We start from the raw sequence: 16,278 nt of genomic DNA, 5'->3' as shown, positions 1-16,278 counted from the left end.
GCCTCATCGTTCCGATGGTATGTGAAAGCGATTTTGCATCCTTCCCGCTGCAAAGTTTTGCAAATCGAGGATCCAACGGTTCCCGAACCTCCCAGCACAAGCACGCGCATGGTCATGCAGCGATCCCCAATTGTCGCTGCAGATCTTTTGTCTTGCTGAGTCTCCAGATTTTTTGATCCAGATAATAGTGGTGAAACAAAAGGCCCCACCACAGAAGAAAGGCCATCGGAACGAATGCCGGTTCTGAAAATTCTCCTGAAAGTGAAGGATATTCCGTGGAAAACCAGGCGGCGGCAACATAGAAGGCGGCAAAGAAAATTCCAACGGCTGCATATACCAGGAAGCTTCGATTGAAATAGGTTGCCGCGCCGAAGGAGGCATCACGGTATTTCTTACGATTGTAGTGCCATACAATCGCGTGATACTGGATGTTATGAAAGAGCGTCATCATGATTGCAATCAACATGAAACTTTGCACGATATTGTGCGCGCCCGTGAGAAAAGGTTCCCCTGGAGCAATCCAGAAAAAGATCGCTCCATAAAGACAGATACAAACAGCAGTAAATAAGAAACCTGTGGAACGGTTGCGTTTCCACAAATGATAAATGAGAAGTAGGACCGCAGATCCAGAGCAAACGATCACGGCAATCCAGTTTATCAACAGTATTTCCGGCAATCCGGAAACTTTTCTGTTGACGGGATGGCTGATCAGGAAGTACAGATACGCTGACCAGAGTGCAACATAAAGAGCCCACTTGTTGATTTTGTGAGTTACCGGATCAATGCCGGCTTTGCGATCGTACAAAGAAAGGAAACCGTAATGTTGCCGCACCAAATGGTAGTAAGCCCATCCCTGCGCCAGCACCAGAAAAATCTCAATCGGTTTCATGGAGCCGGATAGGAAAAATGGAATGATCGCAAGGATGGGAAACAGGATGACAACGGGACTCCACATTAAAAGCCTGCGATCTGTTTTCCAGAATTGCCGGTCAAGATAAGTCCTGCTGTAGGCGGCCCAGAGATGAGTTCCATCGAAAACCAGCAACCAGGTCCAGAACAGGATCGGGAGAAGCGCCGCATTCCACATCACAAGTAGAGGAACTGTCAGACTGGCTAACGCTCCACCAAAAATGAAAGCGAGATCATAAGGTTTCCTAACAATCCACATAATCAAAGTACCGCGGGCATCCCGCCTGCGAAGCATGCGCCGGCGAGAGGCCCGCGCTACTTTGTTTACAAGCCGCCATCCATAATAATGGTGGCGCCATTCATGTAGCTGTTTCGATCAGAAACAAGGAACGCTACGAATTTGGCAACCTCTTCCAGTGTTCCTTTTCTATGAAGAGCAACATGTTTTAAATACTCACGCAAACGGTGTTCGGGCAGATTCTGTGCGACTCCTTCTTCCAGCAAACCGGGAGCGAGGCAATTCACGCGAATCTTGTAGCGCGCAACTTCCTTCGAAAGCGCCTCGGTAAAACCTTTCACAGCGGCTTTACTCGCGGAATAGTGAACCGGTGCTTCGAGCAAACGAACACCTGCGAGCGAACCGATATTCAAGATTGCGCCGTTTCTTCTGCGGATCATTCCTTTCAACACAGCGCGGGCCGCAAGGAATTGTCCTTTTGCGTTCACATCGATCACGGAATCCCAATCCGACTCTTCCATCAGAGCAATTGGCAGAGGTTGACTGATTCCAGCGTTGTTGATGAGAATGTCGATGCCACCCCACTGTTGTTCAATTTCTTTGACCATGCCATTCAAGCCGGGCGCATCAAGAATGGATATTTGAAAATTAAGCGATTTGCGTCCGTTTTTTTCAACCGCTCCGGCTGTTTCTGCCGCGCCCTCTTTGTCGGAAGAATAGTTGAAAGCTACATCCGCACCGTCCAACGATAGCTGTGCGCAAAGCGCTCGTCCCAACCCACGGGATCCGCCTGTGATTAGAGCGCGTTTACCTTCCAGCAGCTTCATGAATTCGAGACGATCCAGTTTAATTCTTCTGAAAGAGCCGAAACAAAACGCTCACATTCACCTGGACTCACAATCAGTGGTGGCTCGATGCGCAAAGTGTTCCAATGATGAGCGCAGATCTGCGTCAAAAACTTTCGCCTGTGCATTCGATGAACGAGCAGCGGTCCGGTGACCGGTAAATGATCCAGGCCTTCCAATCCAAAGCTCTTCCAGGAAAACCAGGGATGATCTACTTCACGAAGTGTGATCCCACCCAAAAGACCCTGCAGATAAATCCTTTCAACCAGTGGATGATTTCGCAAATGCTGTTCGAGCAACGATTGAAGATGGAAGGAGCGACTCTGCACATTTTGCAGGAAATCAGAATCGCCAAGGATACGCAATACTTCCATAGCAACCGTACAGGTGAGCGCATTTCCTCCAAACGTGGAATTGTGAGCTTCGCAGGAAAGGAAGTTCCCGTAGGCTTTGCGAAAGAGTCCTTCTCGAAACAGAGTTGCGCCAATCGGGAGTAGACCGCCCCCAAGAGCTTTGCCAAGAACGAGAATGTCGGGTCTGACGTTTGCGTGCTCAAAGGCGAACAGCTTTCCCGTTCGGCCCATTCCTGTTTGCACTTCATCCAGAATCAAGAGGGCTCCGGAATCGTGGCAAATCGCGGAAGCCTGTTGCAGAAAATTCGGAAGACAGCTTCGAAAGCCCGATTCAACCTGAACCGGTTCCAGAATGAAGGCGCACGGTTTTATCGTTTCAAGAGACTGGGCAAGCGCATCTATATTATTAAAAGGAATGGATTCGTAAGGAAGGAGCGGTTCGAATTGTTTTCGATAATGCCCATCTCCCATCAATGAAAGGGCGCCCAGCGTTGTGCCGTGGTAAGCTCCTTCGCAGAAAAGAACCGTTTTTCTTCCCGTTGCCGCGATGGCTGTTTTTATGGCCGATTCAACAGCTTCGCTGCCGCTGTTGGAAAAGAAGCAGGTTTCAAAATGCGATCCCGCAAGCCGGACCAGTTCTTTTGCAAGCTGCCCCGAATAGGGATTCAGACTTTCAGGATAAAGATTGGGCGGATTCTCTTTTAAGTGGCGATCAATTTTTTGAAGAAGCTCCGGAGGGTTGTGTCCGAGATTCACGCTTCCGAAACCGGCGATCCAGTCAGCGAACTCCTCACCTTCTTCAGTGATCAATGTGCAACCTGTTGCTTGAACAAAACGTTGATCACGACCTGATAGTTTCAGAAACTCACCCAGCACCGGATTTACGTGACGCGAATAATCGCTAAAGCCGGACCATGCTTTCACATTCATCGATTAGTTCCAATATTTCAGAATAATATTTTTTACCGCCATGCTTCATGCAAAAGCGCCGCATTTGTGCGAACCACTTCCGCAAACCAACCGGAGTCATCTCCAGCGAACGCAGAATTTCAGGAAGAGGATCTTGTTCTATATAGAGACTGTCTAAAAACGCAAGAGGGAAACCGACTTGTGGTGGTGCGGGCGTCTCGCCCGCAAAAACATCATGGGTTCTGCGTGGCGTTTGCGGACGGGACGTCCGCGCTACAAGCGTTTTTAGACAGTCTTGCGCGACCATTGCCTGGATCTGTTCCAGAAAAAGTTTGAAGAGCGAAACGGTGTGACTTGCAACAACGGGAATTAATTCTCTAACCTGTTTCCTCACGATATCGGTGTTGAGAGTTTTTCTCGCACCAACTTTTCTGAGAGCGTAGCCCCACGGGTTATTCACTTTTTCTGCGGGATACGCTTGTGTAAATTGCGCCATTTGCTGGATCAGTTGACTTGCCGTTTTTTCGCGCGCCGATTCGGCGATTTCGAGAGACCGCAATTCATTTTTCATTGCTTCCACGGCCCATTCGAACGGATCGGTGGAATGAAAAACGCTTTGCGCATGAACGGGACAGGCCATATCGGTCAGAAGGTGCGATACGCGTCCGAGCTGAACAAATGCAGCAGACACGCGATTCGATCGGAGCTCTTGAATGGCGCGCTGGAAATGATAGTTTCCCATCCACCGCGGTCCCGGCCACAAAAATGGAATGATTCCTCCCGGCAAATTGGGATGATAAAAGTGACTGATGGAAGGATTCAAAGAGACCATTCGAATGCCGGGAAGATAGTAAACGTTTTCCCGAAATGCTCCAAGGATCAACCCCTTTCTGTATTTGTTAAGTACCGGAGAATTGATCTTTTGCAACGCAAGATCAATTACGATGATGAAGCCGTTTGGTCGCAAGGTTGGTTCAACTCTTCCAGTATTTCGCGAACATGATTTAGCACTTTGAATGCGGAAGCAAAATCGCTTTTTTGCGTGAGCCGGTTCGGAATCACGTAGCATCGGATTCCTGCGCCAGCCGCGGAAAGCAAGCCGCGTAAAGAGTCTTCGATGGCGATGCACTCCTCAGCGGAGAATCCTGTTTTCTGAACCGCAATACGATAAGGCTCAGGATCCGGTTTGTATTTGATGTAATCTCCGGAGGCCACGACAAAGTCAAAGTACTTCAGGAGTCCGGTTGAACGATGAATGATGTCGAAATGTTCCTTTAAAGAGCTTGTCACGATCCCCATTTTGTATTTGCCGTGCAGTTTGGCAAGCACTTCTTCAACGCCTTCGATCAAAAGTTTTTCTTGCAGCAGAAAGTCACAATAGAGGTTGTTTCTTGTTTGGCGAAGCTGTTCCACTTCTTCCGGCGAAAAGCCCATCTGTTGCACGAGATGCCAGGCGCCTCGCGCTTCGATGAGAAAGAGTTCGATGAATTGTTTTTGGGTCAACTCGAACCCGATCGAAGAAAGGACTTCGCGGGTTGCCCGAAAATACAGGTGTTCGGTATCAACCAGAACGCCATCGTTGTCCCATAAGATTGCTTTGATCATTCAGCTCTGCAGGCGAGACGCCCGCGCTACATTGTCCCCTTTAGCTGCGCCGCGATAAAACATGTTGAAGCCGCACGCGGGAATGATCCGTCCATCAATCTGGGGATAATGATGACAGCACTTCATCAAACGTTCCAAGTCGAAATCATGACGGTCCATGTAGTGATGAATGAAAATGGTTTTTGCCTGCCGTTCAGCCAGCCGGATCAATTCCTGGCGCGACACTTTTCGATTCGGGAACATTTCCAGCAAAGCCCTGCGTAAAGCCTTGATGATTTTTTCGCTGTCAGGAATTTCACCGGAGGCGCTCCAGAGATCATTGATCGCCTCCTGCAAGGCGTTTTCTGTTTGCTGATTTGGTTCCAGCGTTGCGGTCTGCTGAAAGAGGTCGAGATGCTTCTTCAGATCCACAAATCTTGGAAAAGGAAGATAGGAGCCATCGTCCATTTTCAACAGGTAAGTCAGCGAAACGCACAACGGATGAGAGCAGGGGAGCGGGATGAAATCTTCGCGCGCCACCATTCCATTCGTTTGTTCATCGATTGCGCTAATGACACCGGGAATTGTCAGGCGATTCATCGGATCAGTGGGAAAGACACCGCCGCCATGCCCCGTTCGAGCAAATGGCTGGATCAGTAGAGAGAGCACATGGTCCCTTGAAAGCATCAACCGCACCGCTTCTCCGAGTTGCTTCTCATTGATGTTTCTGGCGGGCACGAAAGCAATCTGCGTGGAAATTTGCAATTCCGCGAGATGTTCCAGCGCTTTCCATTTGATGTCCATCAGCGGCACTCCGCGAATCTGTTTCTGCACGTCGTCATCGAATCCATCAAATTGCAGGATTACGTAAACGTTTCTTTTCTTGAGCTCTTCGCAAAACTGGCGCGATTTTGCAAGACGGATTCCATTCGTGACCACCGACACTCTTCCGATTTCCGGTCGAGTGGCCATATCAACCAGTTCGAGAAACTGCGGATGGGATGTGGGTTCGCCGCCACTCAGCGTGATCGTTTCCAAGGTTCCCTCCGCTTTCAAAAGCAGATCAATGATTCCTTGAAAATCCTGCAGCGTCATGTGGTTTGAATACTGGTTGTCCACAATGCAGATCGGACATTCGAGATTGCAATGATCGGTGATTTCCACGATGGGAAGACAGGTGTGTTGCTGGTGTGATGGACAGAGCCCGCAATCGGTCGGACATCCAGCTTTGACTTCGGTGGAAAAATGTTTCGGCACGCTCCCGGGACGAATGAAGGAAAATGCGCGCTGATAATATTCAGCATCTTCGCTTACAAGCGCTTTGCTATGACCATGCTCCGTGCAAAATTTCAGGAAGTACACTTTCCCCTCCTGAAATACAACCTGCGCCTGGATGACTTTCAAACACTCCGGACACGTGCTCATGGTCATTTTGAAAAATGTGTATGGACGATTCTCTCTTTCAGTAGATGTTTGCATTGGCGGCCTCCTACAGCTTCGCCCTGTCAGTTACAAAGATGTTATTTGATAAATGAGGATCAAGTCAAAAAACCGCGAAGTGGCGCGGACGTCCCGTCTGCGCGAATTGCAGGCGGGACGCCCGCACTACCTTGCTTACAACCATTGCCGGGATAGACGCATTCGGTTTATAGTTACTACCTTACCCATGAAGTTCGAATACACCGAAGAGCAGCTCATGATTCGCGACATGGTACGCGATTTTGCCGAAGCGGAAATACGACCGCGTCTTCAATCCATTGATTATGAAGGCGTTTTCCCGCGTGATCTTGTCAAGAAAATGGGAGAGCTGGGATTGATGGGGCTCGCGATTCCTGAGGAGTATGGAGGCGCGGGAGCCGATCAAATTTCCTACAGTTTCGCTATCGAAGAACTGTCCAGAGTTTCGGCAAGCGTTGCCATTACGATGAGCGTGAACAACTCGGTATGCTGTTTTCCAATTTATGCATTCGGCAATGAGGCGCAAAAACAAAAATATTTGATTCCCTGCGCGAAAGGTGAAATTTTGGGAGGGTTTGCTTTGACGGAACCGAACGCGGGTTCCGATGCAACCGCTCAAAAAACCACGGCAATCCGAAAAGGGGATTTTTACGTTTTGAATGGCACCAAGAACTGGGTCACGAACGGCCAGGAAGCCGGGATTCTGATCGTCCAGGCAAACACCGATCCTGGCACGGGTTCGCATGGCATCAGCTCTTTCATCGTCGAGACCAAGTGGCCCGGCGTGAAGATGGGGCGAAATGAGCCTAAAATGGGATTGAAAGGCTCCGTTACAAACCAGATCATTTTTGAGGATTGCAGGGTGCCGGTTGAAAACAGATTGGGTGACGAAGGGATCGGTTTTAAAATCGCGATGACTTCGCTGGATGGTGGGCGAATCGGCGTTGCTTCGCAATCGTGCGGCATCGCTCAGGCAGCTTACGAAGCGTCTCTACAGTATTCGAAGGAACGAACCGCCTTCGATCAACACCTGGCGGATTTTCAGGCGATTCAGTTTATGCTTGCCGATATGGCTACTCAACTAGAAGCTGCGCGTTTGCTTACGCATTATGCAGCCGATTTACGCCAGAAGAAAAAACCGTTTACGAAAGCAGCGGCAATGGCAAAAGTATTTGCTTCGGAAATGGTGAACAAGGTGACTTACAGCGCGATTCAGATTCATGGAGGCTATGGTTATTCGCAAGAGTACCCGGTGGAAAGATTTTATCGCGATGCAAGAGTAACGACGTTATATGAAGGAACGTCTGAGATCCAGAGAATTGTAATCGCCAGGCATCTCCTGAAGTAGGGAGGAATTTTATGAAAAACGAAAAGAACACGGCCGTGATCAATGAGAGTGATGAGACCACGGTTGAACAGAAGCGGTGGGAAAAAGAGACGCACGATCCTTCCTTGAAAAAGATGCCGGAAAGAAAGATTCCGTTTACGACCGTATCAGGAATGTCGATCAAGAATCTTTATGCGCCTGCGGACGTTCAGGGCATCGATTTCAACAAAGAGATCGGATGGCCGGGTGAGTATCCTTACACGCGCGGCATTCATCCGACAATGTACCGTTCCAAACTCTGGACAATGCGGCAATTCACCGGATTTGGAACTGCTGCGCAAACCAACGAGCGTTTGCGTTACCTCGTTTCCAGTGGCGGAACCGGTTTGAGCATTGCGTTTCATCTTCCCACTCTGATGGGTCATGATTCCGATCATCCGAATTCGCGCGGAGAAGTGGGCAAGTGCGGAGTTGCCATTGATTCTTTGCAGGATATGGAAACGTTGTTCAGTGGAATACCTTTGGATCACGTAACCACAAGCATGACCACCAACGCGCCCGCCACCATCCTGCTTTCGATGTATCGAGCTGCTGCCGAAAAACAGGGATGCAATGCCCAATCTTTATCGGGAACAATTCAAAATGACATTCTCAAAGAATACCTTGCGCAAAAAACTTACATCTATCCTCCGCGTCCTTCCATGCGGCTGATTGTCGACACGTTTAGCTATTGCGCAAAGGAGTTGCACCGCTGGAACAGCATCAGCATCAGCGGATACCACATCCGTGAAGCCGGTTCCACGGCCGTTCAAGAACTTGCGTTCACTCTCTATGACGGTATTGAATATGTGCGATGGGCACTCGAAGCGGGCCTGGAAATTGATGAATTCGCGCCTCGACTTTCATTTTTCTTTAACGCGCACAATGATCTATTTGAAGAAGTCGCAAAGTACCGCGCCGCAAGGAAGATCTGGGCGCGCGTGATGAAAGAGCGTTTCAAAGCGAAGAACGCTCGCTCCTGGTTGCTCCGGTTCCATACGCAAACAGCCGGCTGTTCTCTGACTGCACAGCAACCGTACAACAACGTTGTCCGTGTTGCGATCCAGGCGCTGGCGGCAGTGCTGGGGGGGACCCAATCGCTGCACACCAATTCACTGGATGAGACTCTTGCGCTTCCCACAGAAGAAGCGGTTACCATCGCGCTCCGCACGCAGCAAATTATTGCGCATGAGAGCGGTGTTACTAATACGGTAGATCCTTTGGCGGGATCTTATTTTGTGGAACGTTTGACCAAAGACATGGAAGACGCAACTTACGCTTACTTCGATAAGCTCGATTCTATGGGAGGCATGGTAGCGGCCATCGAGCGCGGTTACCCGCAAAAGGAAATCGCGGACGCGTCCTACGAGTATGCGCGGGCCTGTGAAAGAAACGAGAAGATCATCGTAGGTGTAAATCAGTTCTATACGGACGACGATCCGAAGCTGCTGGAAACTCTTTACATCGATGAGAATATTGAAAAAGAGCAGATCGAGCGTGTACAGGCCTTAAAAAAATCACGGGATCAGGATGAGGTATCGCGTACACTGGATCGTGTGCGGGAAGCTGCGCGCGGAACTGCGAATATGATGTATCCGATTTACGATGCCGTGAGAGCGTATGCAACGCTCGGTGAGATCTGCGATGCCATGCGGGATGTGTTCGGCGAGTATACTGAACCAGAAATTGTTTAAGGAATTTTGAACAGAAGGACGCAAAGCACGCAAAGAATTTAAAAATCTTCGCGATCTTTGCGAACTTCTGTAAAAAAAGTTATGAAAAAAAAGATCAGAGTGTTGGTTGCTAAGCCTGGGTTGGACGGCCATGATCGCGGCGCGAAGGTGATTGTGAGAGCCCTCCGCGATGCCGGGATGGAGGCGATCTATACGGGCTTGCGCCAGACTCCCGAACAAATCGTGCAGGCTGCGCTCCAGGAAGACGTCGACGCAATCGGAGTGTCTATACTTTCCGGCGCGCATAACTACGTGATGCCGCGAATCATGGAGCTTGTTCAGAAGAATCAGATGGATGATGTAATGGTTTTTATGGGGGGAATCGTTCCGGATCAGGACATCGCGGAGTTAAAAAAGATTGGGGTAAAGGGAATCTTTTTGCCGGGCAGCTCGCTGGATGAAATTGTCAATTTTGTTAAAGAGAATGTCCGCCAGGATTGATGTCCACTGAAAATTTATTTGCCGTCATCCTTGCAGGTGGAAAAGGGGAACGATTCTGGCCGCTAAGCACTCCAGAAAATCCAAAGCCATTCCTGAAATTCTTTTCCGACCGGTCTCTTCTGCAGCAAACTTTTGACCGCGCCCGTTCATTTGTTGCCGTTGACCGTATTCTTCTGGTTGCCGGGAAGCAGCATGAAAAGATTTCGAAAGAGCAGCTTCCGGAAATGAAGCCCGAACGAATTCTGCTGGAACCGGCCGGGCGAGACACCGCGGCGGCCATCGGGTTTGCTTCCTTGCATCTCCCGTCTGAAGCTCTGATGCTCGTGCTTCCTGCCGACCATCTGATTCCGGATCAAGACTTGTTTGCGAATGATATCCGGCTGGCGAACGATTTCGCCGAGAGTCACGGCGGACCTGTGACGTTTGGGATTCAGCCGGATCGACCGGAAACGGGTTATGGGTATCTGAAGGCAGCCGGATCGCCGCTCTCACCGAATCTCTATAACGTGGAATGCTTTGTTGAAAAGCCGGATCGTGCTCGGGCTGAAGAGTATTTGCGACAGGGATCGTACTACTGGAATAGTGGCATTTTTCTGTGGCGCGTGTCTCGCATTCAAGAGCTTCTTGAGCAGCATTTGCCTGATTTATGGAAAGGCCTGAAGTCGAATCAAAGCTATGCAACGCTTCCCCGCATCAGCATCGACTTCGGAGTGATGCAGAAAGCGGACTCCGTTGCCATGGTTAAGGCCTCCTTTCGCTGGGATGATGTTGGCTCCTGGAACTCGCTTCCCCGTATTCTCAAGACCGATGAAGCGGGAAACCTTGTCTGGGGGAGCCATGTGGGACTTGAAACAACCAATTGCATCCTGTATGCCGAATCTCTTACAATGGTGACTGCGGGGATTAAGGATTTAGTCGTAATACGGCGGGGAGACCACATCCTTATTTGTCATAAGGATTACGCATATCGGTTAAAGGAGTTACTCGCAAAACTACCATCATGAAGGACCAGATCGCGAGGCAACGTGAAGCAGATCGATACAAGAGTCTCCTCGAAATCGGACAATCCCTTGTTACCATTACAGACCTGGATCAATTGCTGCGCAAGATCATTGATGTGCTGGCAAAGGAGATTCAGGCAGAGCGCGCGCTGATTATTCTGCGGCATCCGATCACCGGAGAGATGCGCATCGCCAATTCCACAGCAAACGTGGATACTTCCACTTTGGAAGACGCTATCTTATTCAGCAAAACCATTGTCAGCGATGTGGTCAATAAGGGAAAATCCATCTTCAGCCGCGATGTGATCAAAGACGGCACGTATTCGAAAACGGATAGCGTGATGAACTTGAAGATTCGCAGTTTGATGTGTGTGCCCCTGATAGCAAAACAGAATGGCGATATCATCGGGACCGTTTACGTAGACAATCGCTCGGTCGGCAACATTTTTTCTAAAGAAGATCTTACTTTGCTGGAATCATTTGCCACGCTTGCCGGAATGGCAATTGAAAATGCGCATCTCTATGAGCTCGCCATCATGGATGAGCTCACAAAATGTTACGTGCGGCGCTATTTCGAGCAGCGCGTGCGCGAGGAATTTTCGCGCGCTGAACGGCAAGGAAGCCCTCTCGCGCTGTTGTTGATTGATGTGGACCAGTTCAAAGAGATCAATGATCGATACGGACATCCGCTGGGGGACACCGTCTTGAAAGAGATAACCACCATGATCAAGCGGAACCTGCGAACCTACGATTTACTTGCCCGTCTGGGTGGAGACGAATTTGCAATCATTTTGCCGGAAGTCACTTTTCAGGATGCTTATCGTGTTTCAGAAAAAATCCGGGCCGCTTGCTCACAGCTTGTTTTTCCGGGTGTGCAATCCAGTACCACAATCAGCATTGGGATTGCGTGCTATCCACTGCATCATGTCAACAACGTAGAATCGTTGTTGAAAAAGGCCGATGTGGCTCTGTACAAAGCGAAACAGCTTGGCAGAAATACCAGTTTCTTTTACGGACAGCAAGAAATGCTGGAGTTGTTTGGGCAGGTTGCTCTCGATGGCGTCGTCGCAAACAAAATGAGCCTGGCGGAGCTTCTCGAAAAAATGGAAGTCGAAAATCGCGGGGATGTGTCTGAGGAGATAGATTTCATTGTCGGTAAATCGATCGATATCCTGAAGGATCTGCTGGAACAGGTCAATCATCTGAAAATCATGGCCGTTCAAATGAACAATCAGATCCATCAACTGGATCCGGCGTCTAACAAAATAGCGGATGTGATCAGTTTGCTGCAGAAACTCGTGAATCGCCAGAGTGATCTGGAACACGTAATTCAGGATTATACGCGCATGTTGCAGGACCTTCCTCTGATGAAAAACCAGCATTGATTCATGAAAGTTCTTGCTCTTTTCCTTCTCTTGTTCATCGTCACTCTCGGGTACGCCGATTCCGTGGATCCGGATTGCTCATTTTTGCGGGAAGCAAAGGTTGAAATCCCTTCGAATCTGAAACCGGTCCGGATTCAGGATTTTCTGATCTATTCAAATGATCCTCAAGCGGTGGCAAAGAACGAGAAGATAATTGCTCGCTCAGCGTACTTTTTGCAAACGGAACTTGGTTGGAAGATTCCATCGACACGGCAAGAGATGAATCGTCCGGTGCTGGATGTGTATTTTGTTTCCGGCTTTCCGGAATTCACAGGCACTGTGTTGCCGGGTCCGATTGTGGTTTTGAATGAAAATGTTCTGGCTGCCCGGGATTTTGCCGCTCTCTGGATACATTTTCTAGCGCATGCGTCGGAACTGATGTATCGCTCTGCACAAAAGGCCTTTTCTGTGACTGACTACTGGTTCTATGAGGCTACAGCGGGCTGGATGGAGGGACAGTTCAGCAAACCGAGTTTTCGCACTCGGCTTGCGCAACACACTCGGCGGTTTGCGCCGCAAGTTCCCCTGGATGACGATTCTCCGGATCTCGCCCGGGGAGCCTCCTTAATGCTGGATCTGGTTTCACGCACCTATCGTGACGTGATCCGCCAAACCTGGGAACAATGGTCTTTTGCGAGCGAAGAACGCGCCCTCGAGACTTTAAGACGGGTGCTTCAGTTAAATCATCTCCCTTCGCTCGATTCTTATCTCCTGAATTACTTTCTGGGGACTCCATCCGGTACTATGCCCAAGAATAGTATTACAGAAATAGTAGTTCAGCCGTATTCAGCGGCTGTAATCCAGGATATTCGGAACGGCAGTGCGGGTGGGGGGATGCATCTCACTTTTACGCCAACAGGAAGAGCATCTTATTCCGCCGCTCTGATTCACTTTGCCGTGGGAGAAAAAGAGGGCACCATCGCTATAAAACCAGTGCTGCGAGAGTCGTGGTCGGTGGGTGTGCCCTATACTGAGATGGCGCGGTTCAAGCTGATTATCATGAACGGGTCTGCTGAGACGCTTCGTGGGACGATTGCGACGAAATTTGATTTCGACTTTCCTGCGGACCTCGAATACTTCCGCGCCAACGCGGGAGAGGACGGAGGCGTTCAGCTCGAATGGAAAACTGCCAGCGAAAACGGTGTAGCCTTTTGGAACCTCTACCGTATTAGTAATGACGCAAAGGAGCGATTGAACTCATTTCCCATACCGGCGAGTATTGATTCGCAGACGGGGGTGCATTACGTATTTGTTGATTCCGAGAGCGGTGCTGCGTATTTCCTGGAAGCTATCACCGGAGAAGGCATTCCCAGCCCGGTTGCCAGGACGAGACTGGAGAAATAGCTCATCGGTTTGCGAGAGTTTTGCGTGAATATCCGGGCCGATTTCGTGTAGTATCCTCGTTGCGCCAAAATCACTATAATGTCGCAAATGACTTTGCAATCCGGCTCGCGTCTTGGTCCGTATGAGATCGTTGCGCCGCTGGGAGTCGGCGGGATGGGCGAGGTGTTTCGTGGTCGCGATAGCCGTTTGGGACGGGAAGTTGCAATCAAGATCTTACCGGAGGGAGTTTCCTCGAATCCCGATCGGCTTCGCAGGTTCGAGCAGGAAGCTCATTCGGCCTCCGCGTTGAATCATCCGAACATCATCACAATTTATGATATCGGCTCCGTCGATTCGCGGTCTTACATTGCCATGGAATTTGTGGATGGTAAAACATTTCGCGAAATACTCCACACTGGTGGGATCGTGGCTCGTAAAGCAGTACAGATCGCAGCTCAGCTCGCAGAAGGACTGGCAAAGGCGCATGAAGGAATTGTGCACCGCGATTTAAAACCGGAAAACATCATGGTCACAAAAGATGGCTATGTGAAGATTCTGGATTTCGGACTGGCAAAATTATTTCAGCCGGCCGGCGATCAGGTTTCTGCATTGCCGACATCGGCGCAGACCGATGCAGGACTTGTGCTGGGTACGGTGGGATACATGTCACCGGAACAAGCATCGGGAACCGACATCGATTTTCGGTCCGATCACTTTTCTTTTGGCGCCATCTTGTACGAAATGACGACAGGAAAACGTGCCTTTCAAAAGACAACAGCCGTGGAAACCATGGCAGCGATCATTCGGGAGGACCCTGAGACATTGGCTGCAGCCGGCCTTCACGTTCCGCCCCCGGTGAAATGGATCATCGAACGTTGTCTGGAAAAGAACGCTGCAGACCGCTATGCCTCCACAAAGGATCTTGCGAGAGACTTGCAAAGCATCCGTGATCATTTTTCAGAAATCGTTAGCTCATCCGATACTGCTGCAGCCGTTCCTGCTCCATCGATCGGGAAACGCCGCAAATTGCGCAGGCTCTTCGATGTCACAGCAATTGCATTGATTTTGGCGCTTGCGTCGGCATTGATTTACTACGTATTGCGTCCATCTAAAACTGTAGTAGGCACTGCGCTGGGATATTATCGTATGACCTATCGGAGAGGTCCGATTGGATCTGCGCGTTTTACACCGGATGGGCAGACCATTGTTTACAGCGCTTCCTTTTCCGGAGGTGGGCGCGAGCTTTATCAAACCAGACCGGATCGCGCCGAGTCCCGATCGCTTGGTATTGAAAACGCAGAGATTGCCTCCATTTCACGAACCGGGGAAATGTTGATCCTGATGCCCGGTGACAAGCGGATACTCAGTCAGGTGCCGCTAACGGGAGGCTTACCGCGTGAGCTAGCCGAGCAGATTTATGGCGCCGATTGGTCTCCTGATGCAAGTACCATGGCTATTTCGCGATGGGCCAACGATCTGAGCTATCTTGAATTCCCGCCCGGAAAAATCCTGTATGAAAGCGCAAAACGGATCGATCCGATTCGTGTATCTGCCGCAGGCAATGCTGTCGCTTTTGTTGAGCACGGTGCTGGGGCATCCAATGGAGTCGTGGTGGTCATCGATAACAACGGCAAGAAGATCACACAATCGAAAGAATTGTACCCGGTTGGAATCTCCTGGGGTCCACAGGACAAAGAAGTCTGGTTCACAACGATAGCAAACGAACCGGGTGGCGGACATGAGCTTTATGGGCTCGATCTGTCAGGCGCCGCACGTCTGATTCAAAGATTTCCCGGCGGGACCAAGCTCCTGGATGTTGCATCGGATGGAAGAGCGTTGATCGGATTTACGGATGTGCGTACGATCCTTATGTTTCATGCCCAAGATCAAGAAGAACGCGAACTTTCCTGGCTGGATAATACGGAAGTGGTCGACTTCTCTCCGGATGGAAAAAAGATCTTGATGTGGGAGCGCGGCGAAGGAAGCGAATCTCCCAGCGGTACGATTTTTCTACGCGGAGTCGATGGTTCTCCGGCTGTCAGACTCGCAGGCGGCGCTCCGGAATCTTTTTCTCCGGATGGAAAGTGGGTATTGGCTGGTGTTGGCGCACAGAAGATTATTCTGGTGCCGACAGGCGCCGGCAACGCCCGATCTTTTGAGTACCCTGAGTATTCTGACGTGTTTACGATAGCAGCCATGCCGGATGGAAAAAATGTCCTCGCCATGGGTTTAAAAAACAAGGCAGAAACTGTCCTGTTGATGCAAAATATTGACGGTGGGAAGCCAGGATTCATTGCAACGAAAGGGCTGCGCGCCACTCCATTCAGTGCAATTTCGCGGGACGGGGAATTTTTGTTGATGCAGAATTCCGAAGGGAAAAGTTTTTCGTTTGCCTTAGCTACGCAAGCAGTGACACCCATCCCGGAATTGGAACCGGATGAGATTCCTTTTCAATGGACCGGGGATGGTTCAAACGTTCTGGTTTTGAATCGATTCGTATTGCCTTCAAAAGTATTCAAAGTAAATATTTCTACCGGAGAAAGACAGCTCTTTCGCGAGGTTCGTCCACCCGACCTGACCGGTGTCACCAGCATTCGGTCCATTCTTTTCTTCCGGGATGAAACGAGCTTTGCCTACAGTTACCAGCGCCAACTGAGCACACTGTATCTCGTAGAAAATCTTCGCTGACGCCCT

General features: G+C 49.9%; 13 protein-coding genes. 7 read left to right on the top strand and 6 right to left on the bottom strand.

What is annotated here, in order from left to right; translation table 11 throughout:
- Window positions 1–112: 112 nt before the first annotated feature.
- From L0156_07665 to L0156_07640, 6 genes are all read right to left on the bottom strand, one after another.
- On the bottom strand, window positions 113–1,168 hold the full coding sequence (locus tag L0156_07665; GenBank protein ID MCI0602877.1) for a hypothetical protein: 1,056 nt from the start codon (window positions 1,166–1,168) through the stop codon (window positions 113–115).
- 65 nt (window positions 1,169–1,233) lie between these two features.
- On the bottom strand, window positions 1,234–1,974 hold the full coding sequence (locus L0156_07660) for an SDR family oxidoreductase (GenBank protein MCI0602876.1): 741 nt from the start codon (window positions 1,972–1,974) through the stop codon (window positions 1,234–1,236).
- The gene (locus L0156_07655) at window positions 1,971–3,275 is read right to left on the bottom strand and encodes an aminotransferase class III-fold pyridoxal phosphate-dependent enzyme (GenBank protein ID MCI0602875.1); all 1,305 of its coding nucleotides are present in this window, start codon (window positions 3,273–3,275) and stop codon (window positions 1,971–1,973) included. Before L0156_07655 ends, L0156_07660 begins: the two co-directional genes overlap by 4 nt.
- Complete coding sequence (locus L0156_07650; GenBank protein ID MCI0602874.1) at window positions 3,247–4,221, bottom strand: hypothetical protein; 975 nt, start codon at window positions 4,219–4,221, stop codon at window positions 3,247–3,249. Before L0156_07650 ends, L0156_07655 begins: the two co-directional genes overlap by 29 nt.
- Window positions 4,194–4,859, bottom strand: a complete 666-nt coding sequence (locus tag L0156_07645) for an HAD family phosphatase (GenBank protein ID MCI0602873.1) — start codon at window positions 4,857–4,859, stop codon at window positions 4,194–4,196. Before L0156_07645 ends, L0156_07650 begins: the two co-directional genes overlap by 28 nt.
- Complete coding sequence (locus L0156_07640; GenBank protein ID MCI0602872.1) at window positions 4,860–6,317, bottom strand: radical SAM protein; 1,458 nt, start codon at window positions 6,315–6,317, stop codon at window positions 4,860–4,862.
- A gap of 187 nt (window positions 6,318–6,504) precedes the next feature.
- On the opposite strand from L0156_07640, the gene L0156_07635 reads away from it, so the two are divergent.
- From L0156_07635 to L0156_07605, 7 genes are all read left to right on the top strand, one after another.
- Window positions 6,505–7,644 carry an acyl-CoA dehydrogenase gene (locus L0156_07635; GenBank protein MCI0602871.1) on the top strand — a complete coding sequence of 380 codons (1,140 nt, stop codon included), beginning with the start codon at window positions 6,505–6,507 and terminating at the stop codon, window positions 7,642–7,644.
- Between the two features lie 11 nt (window positions 7,645–7,655).
- The gene (locus L0156_07630; GenBank protein ID MCI0602870.1) at window positions 7,656–9,356 is read left to right on the top strand and encodes a methylmalonyl-CoA mutase family protein; all 1,701 of its coding nucleotides are present in this window, start codon (window positions 7,656–7,658) and stop codon (window positions 9,354–9,356) included.
- Between the two features lie 81 nt (window positions 9,357–9,437).
- Complete coding sequence (locus L0156_07625; GenBank protein MCI0602869.1) at window positions 9,438–9,836, top strand: cobalamin B12-binding domain-containing protein; 399 nt, start codon at window positions 9,438–9,440, stop codon at window positions 9,834–9,836.
- The gene (locus L0156_07620) at window positions 9,836–10,840 is read left to right on the top strand and encodes a mannose-1-phosphate guanylyltransferase (GenBank protein ID MCI0602868.1); all 1,005 of its coding nucleotides are present in this window, start codon (window positions 9,836–9,838) and stop codon (window positions 10,838–10,840) included. Before L0156_07625 ends, L0156_07620 begins: the two co-directional genes overlap by 1 nt.
- Window positions 10,837–12,222 (top strand): sensor domain-containing diguanylate cyclase, encoded by a 1,386-nt coding sequence (locus L0156_07615; GenBank protein ID MCI0602867.1) that lies wholly within the window; start codon window positions 10,837–10,839, stop codon window positions 12,220–12,222. Before L0156_07620 ends, L0156_07615 begins: the two co-directional genes overlap by 4 nt.
- Window positions 12,223–12,225: 3 nt before the next feature.
- Window positions 12,226–13,605, top strand: coding sequence for a hypothetical protein (locus L0156_07610; GenBank protein MCI0602866.1), 1,380 nt, complete (start codon window positions 12,226–12,228; stop codon window positions 13,603–13,605).
- Between the two features lie 87 nt (window positions 13,606–13,692).
- Window positions 13,693–16,272 carry a WD40 repeat domain-containing serine/threonine protein kinase gene (locus tag L0156_07605; protein ID MCI0602865.1) on the top strand — a complete coding sequence of 860 codons (2,580 nt, stop codon included), beginning with the start codon at window positions 13,693–13,695 and terminating at the stop codon, window positions 16,270–16,272.
- Window positions 16,273–16,278 lie beyond the last annotated feature (6 nt).

Source organism: bacterium (assembly GCA_022616075.1).
GTDB lineage: Bacteria > Acidobacteriota > HRBIN11 > JAKEFK01 > JAKEFK01 > JAKEFK01.
This window is presented reverse-complemented; position numbering and strand designations above follow the sequence as displayed.

What these genes read in the sequence shown, in the direction of transcription:
- L0156_07665 (MCI0602877.1), bottom strand. Translation starts at nt 1,168, where the DNA reads ATGTGGATTGTTAGGAAACCTTATGATCTCGCTTTCATTTTTGGTGGA.
- L0156_07660 (MCI0602876.1), bottom strand. Translation starts at nt 1,974, where the DNA reads ATGAAGCTGCTGGAAGGTAAACGCGCTCTAATCACAGGCGGATCCCGT.
- L0156_07655 (MCI0602875.1), bottom strand. Translation starts at nt 3,275, where the DNA reads ATGAATGTGAAAGCATGGTCCGGCTTTAGCGATTATTCGCGTCACGTA.
- L0156_07645 (MCI0602873.1), bottom strand. Translation starts at nt 4,859, where the DNA reads ATGATCAAAGCAATCTTATGGGACAACGATGGCGTTCTGGTTGATACC.
- L0156_07640 (MCI0602872.1), bottom strand. Translation starts at nt 6,317, where the DNA reads ATGCAAACATCTACTGAAAGAGAGAATCGTCCATACACATTTTTCAAA.
- L0156_07635 (MCI0602871.1), top strand. Translation starts at nt 6,505, where the DNA reads ATGAAGTTCGAATACACCGAAGAGCAGCTCATGATTCGCGACATGGTA.
- L0156_07630 (MCI0602870.1), top strand. Translation starts at nt 7,656, where the DNA reads ATGAAAAACGAAAAGAACACGGCCGTGATCAATGAGAGTGATGAGACC.
- L0156_07625 (MCI0602869.1), top strand. Translation starts at nt 9,438, where the DNA reads ATGAAAAAAAAGATCAGAGTGTTGGTTGCTAAGCCTGGGTTGGACGGC.
- L0156_07620 (MCI0602868.1), top strand. Translation starts at nt 9,836, where the DNA reads ATGTCCACTGAAAATTTATTTGCCGTCATCCTTGCAGGTGGAAAAGGG.
- L0156_07615 (MCI0602867.1), top strand. Translation starts at nt 10,837, where the DNA reads ATGAAGGACCAGATCGCGAGGCAACGTGAAGCAGATCGATACAAGAGT.
- L0156_07610 (MCI0602866.1), top strand. Translation starts at nt 12,226, where the DNA reads ATGAAAGTTCTTGCTCTTTTCCTTCTCTTGTTCATCGTCACTCTCGGG.
- L0156_07605 (MCI0602865.1), top strand. Translation starts at nt 13,693, where the DNA reads ATGACTTTGCAATCCGGCTCGCGTCTTGGTCCGTATGAGATCGTTGCG.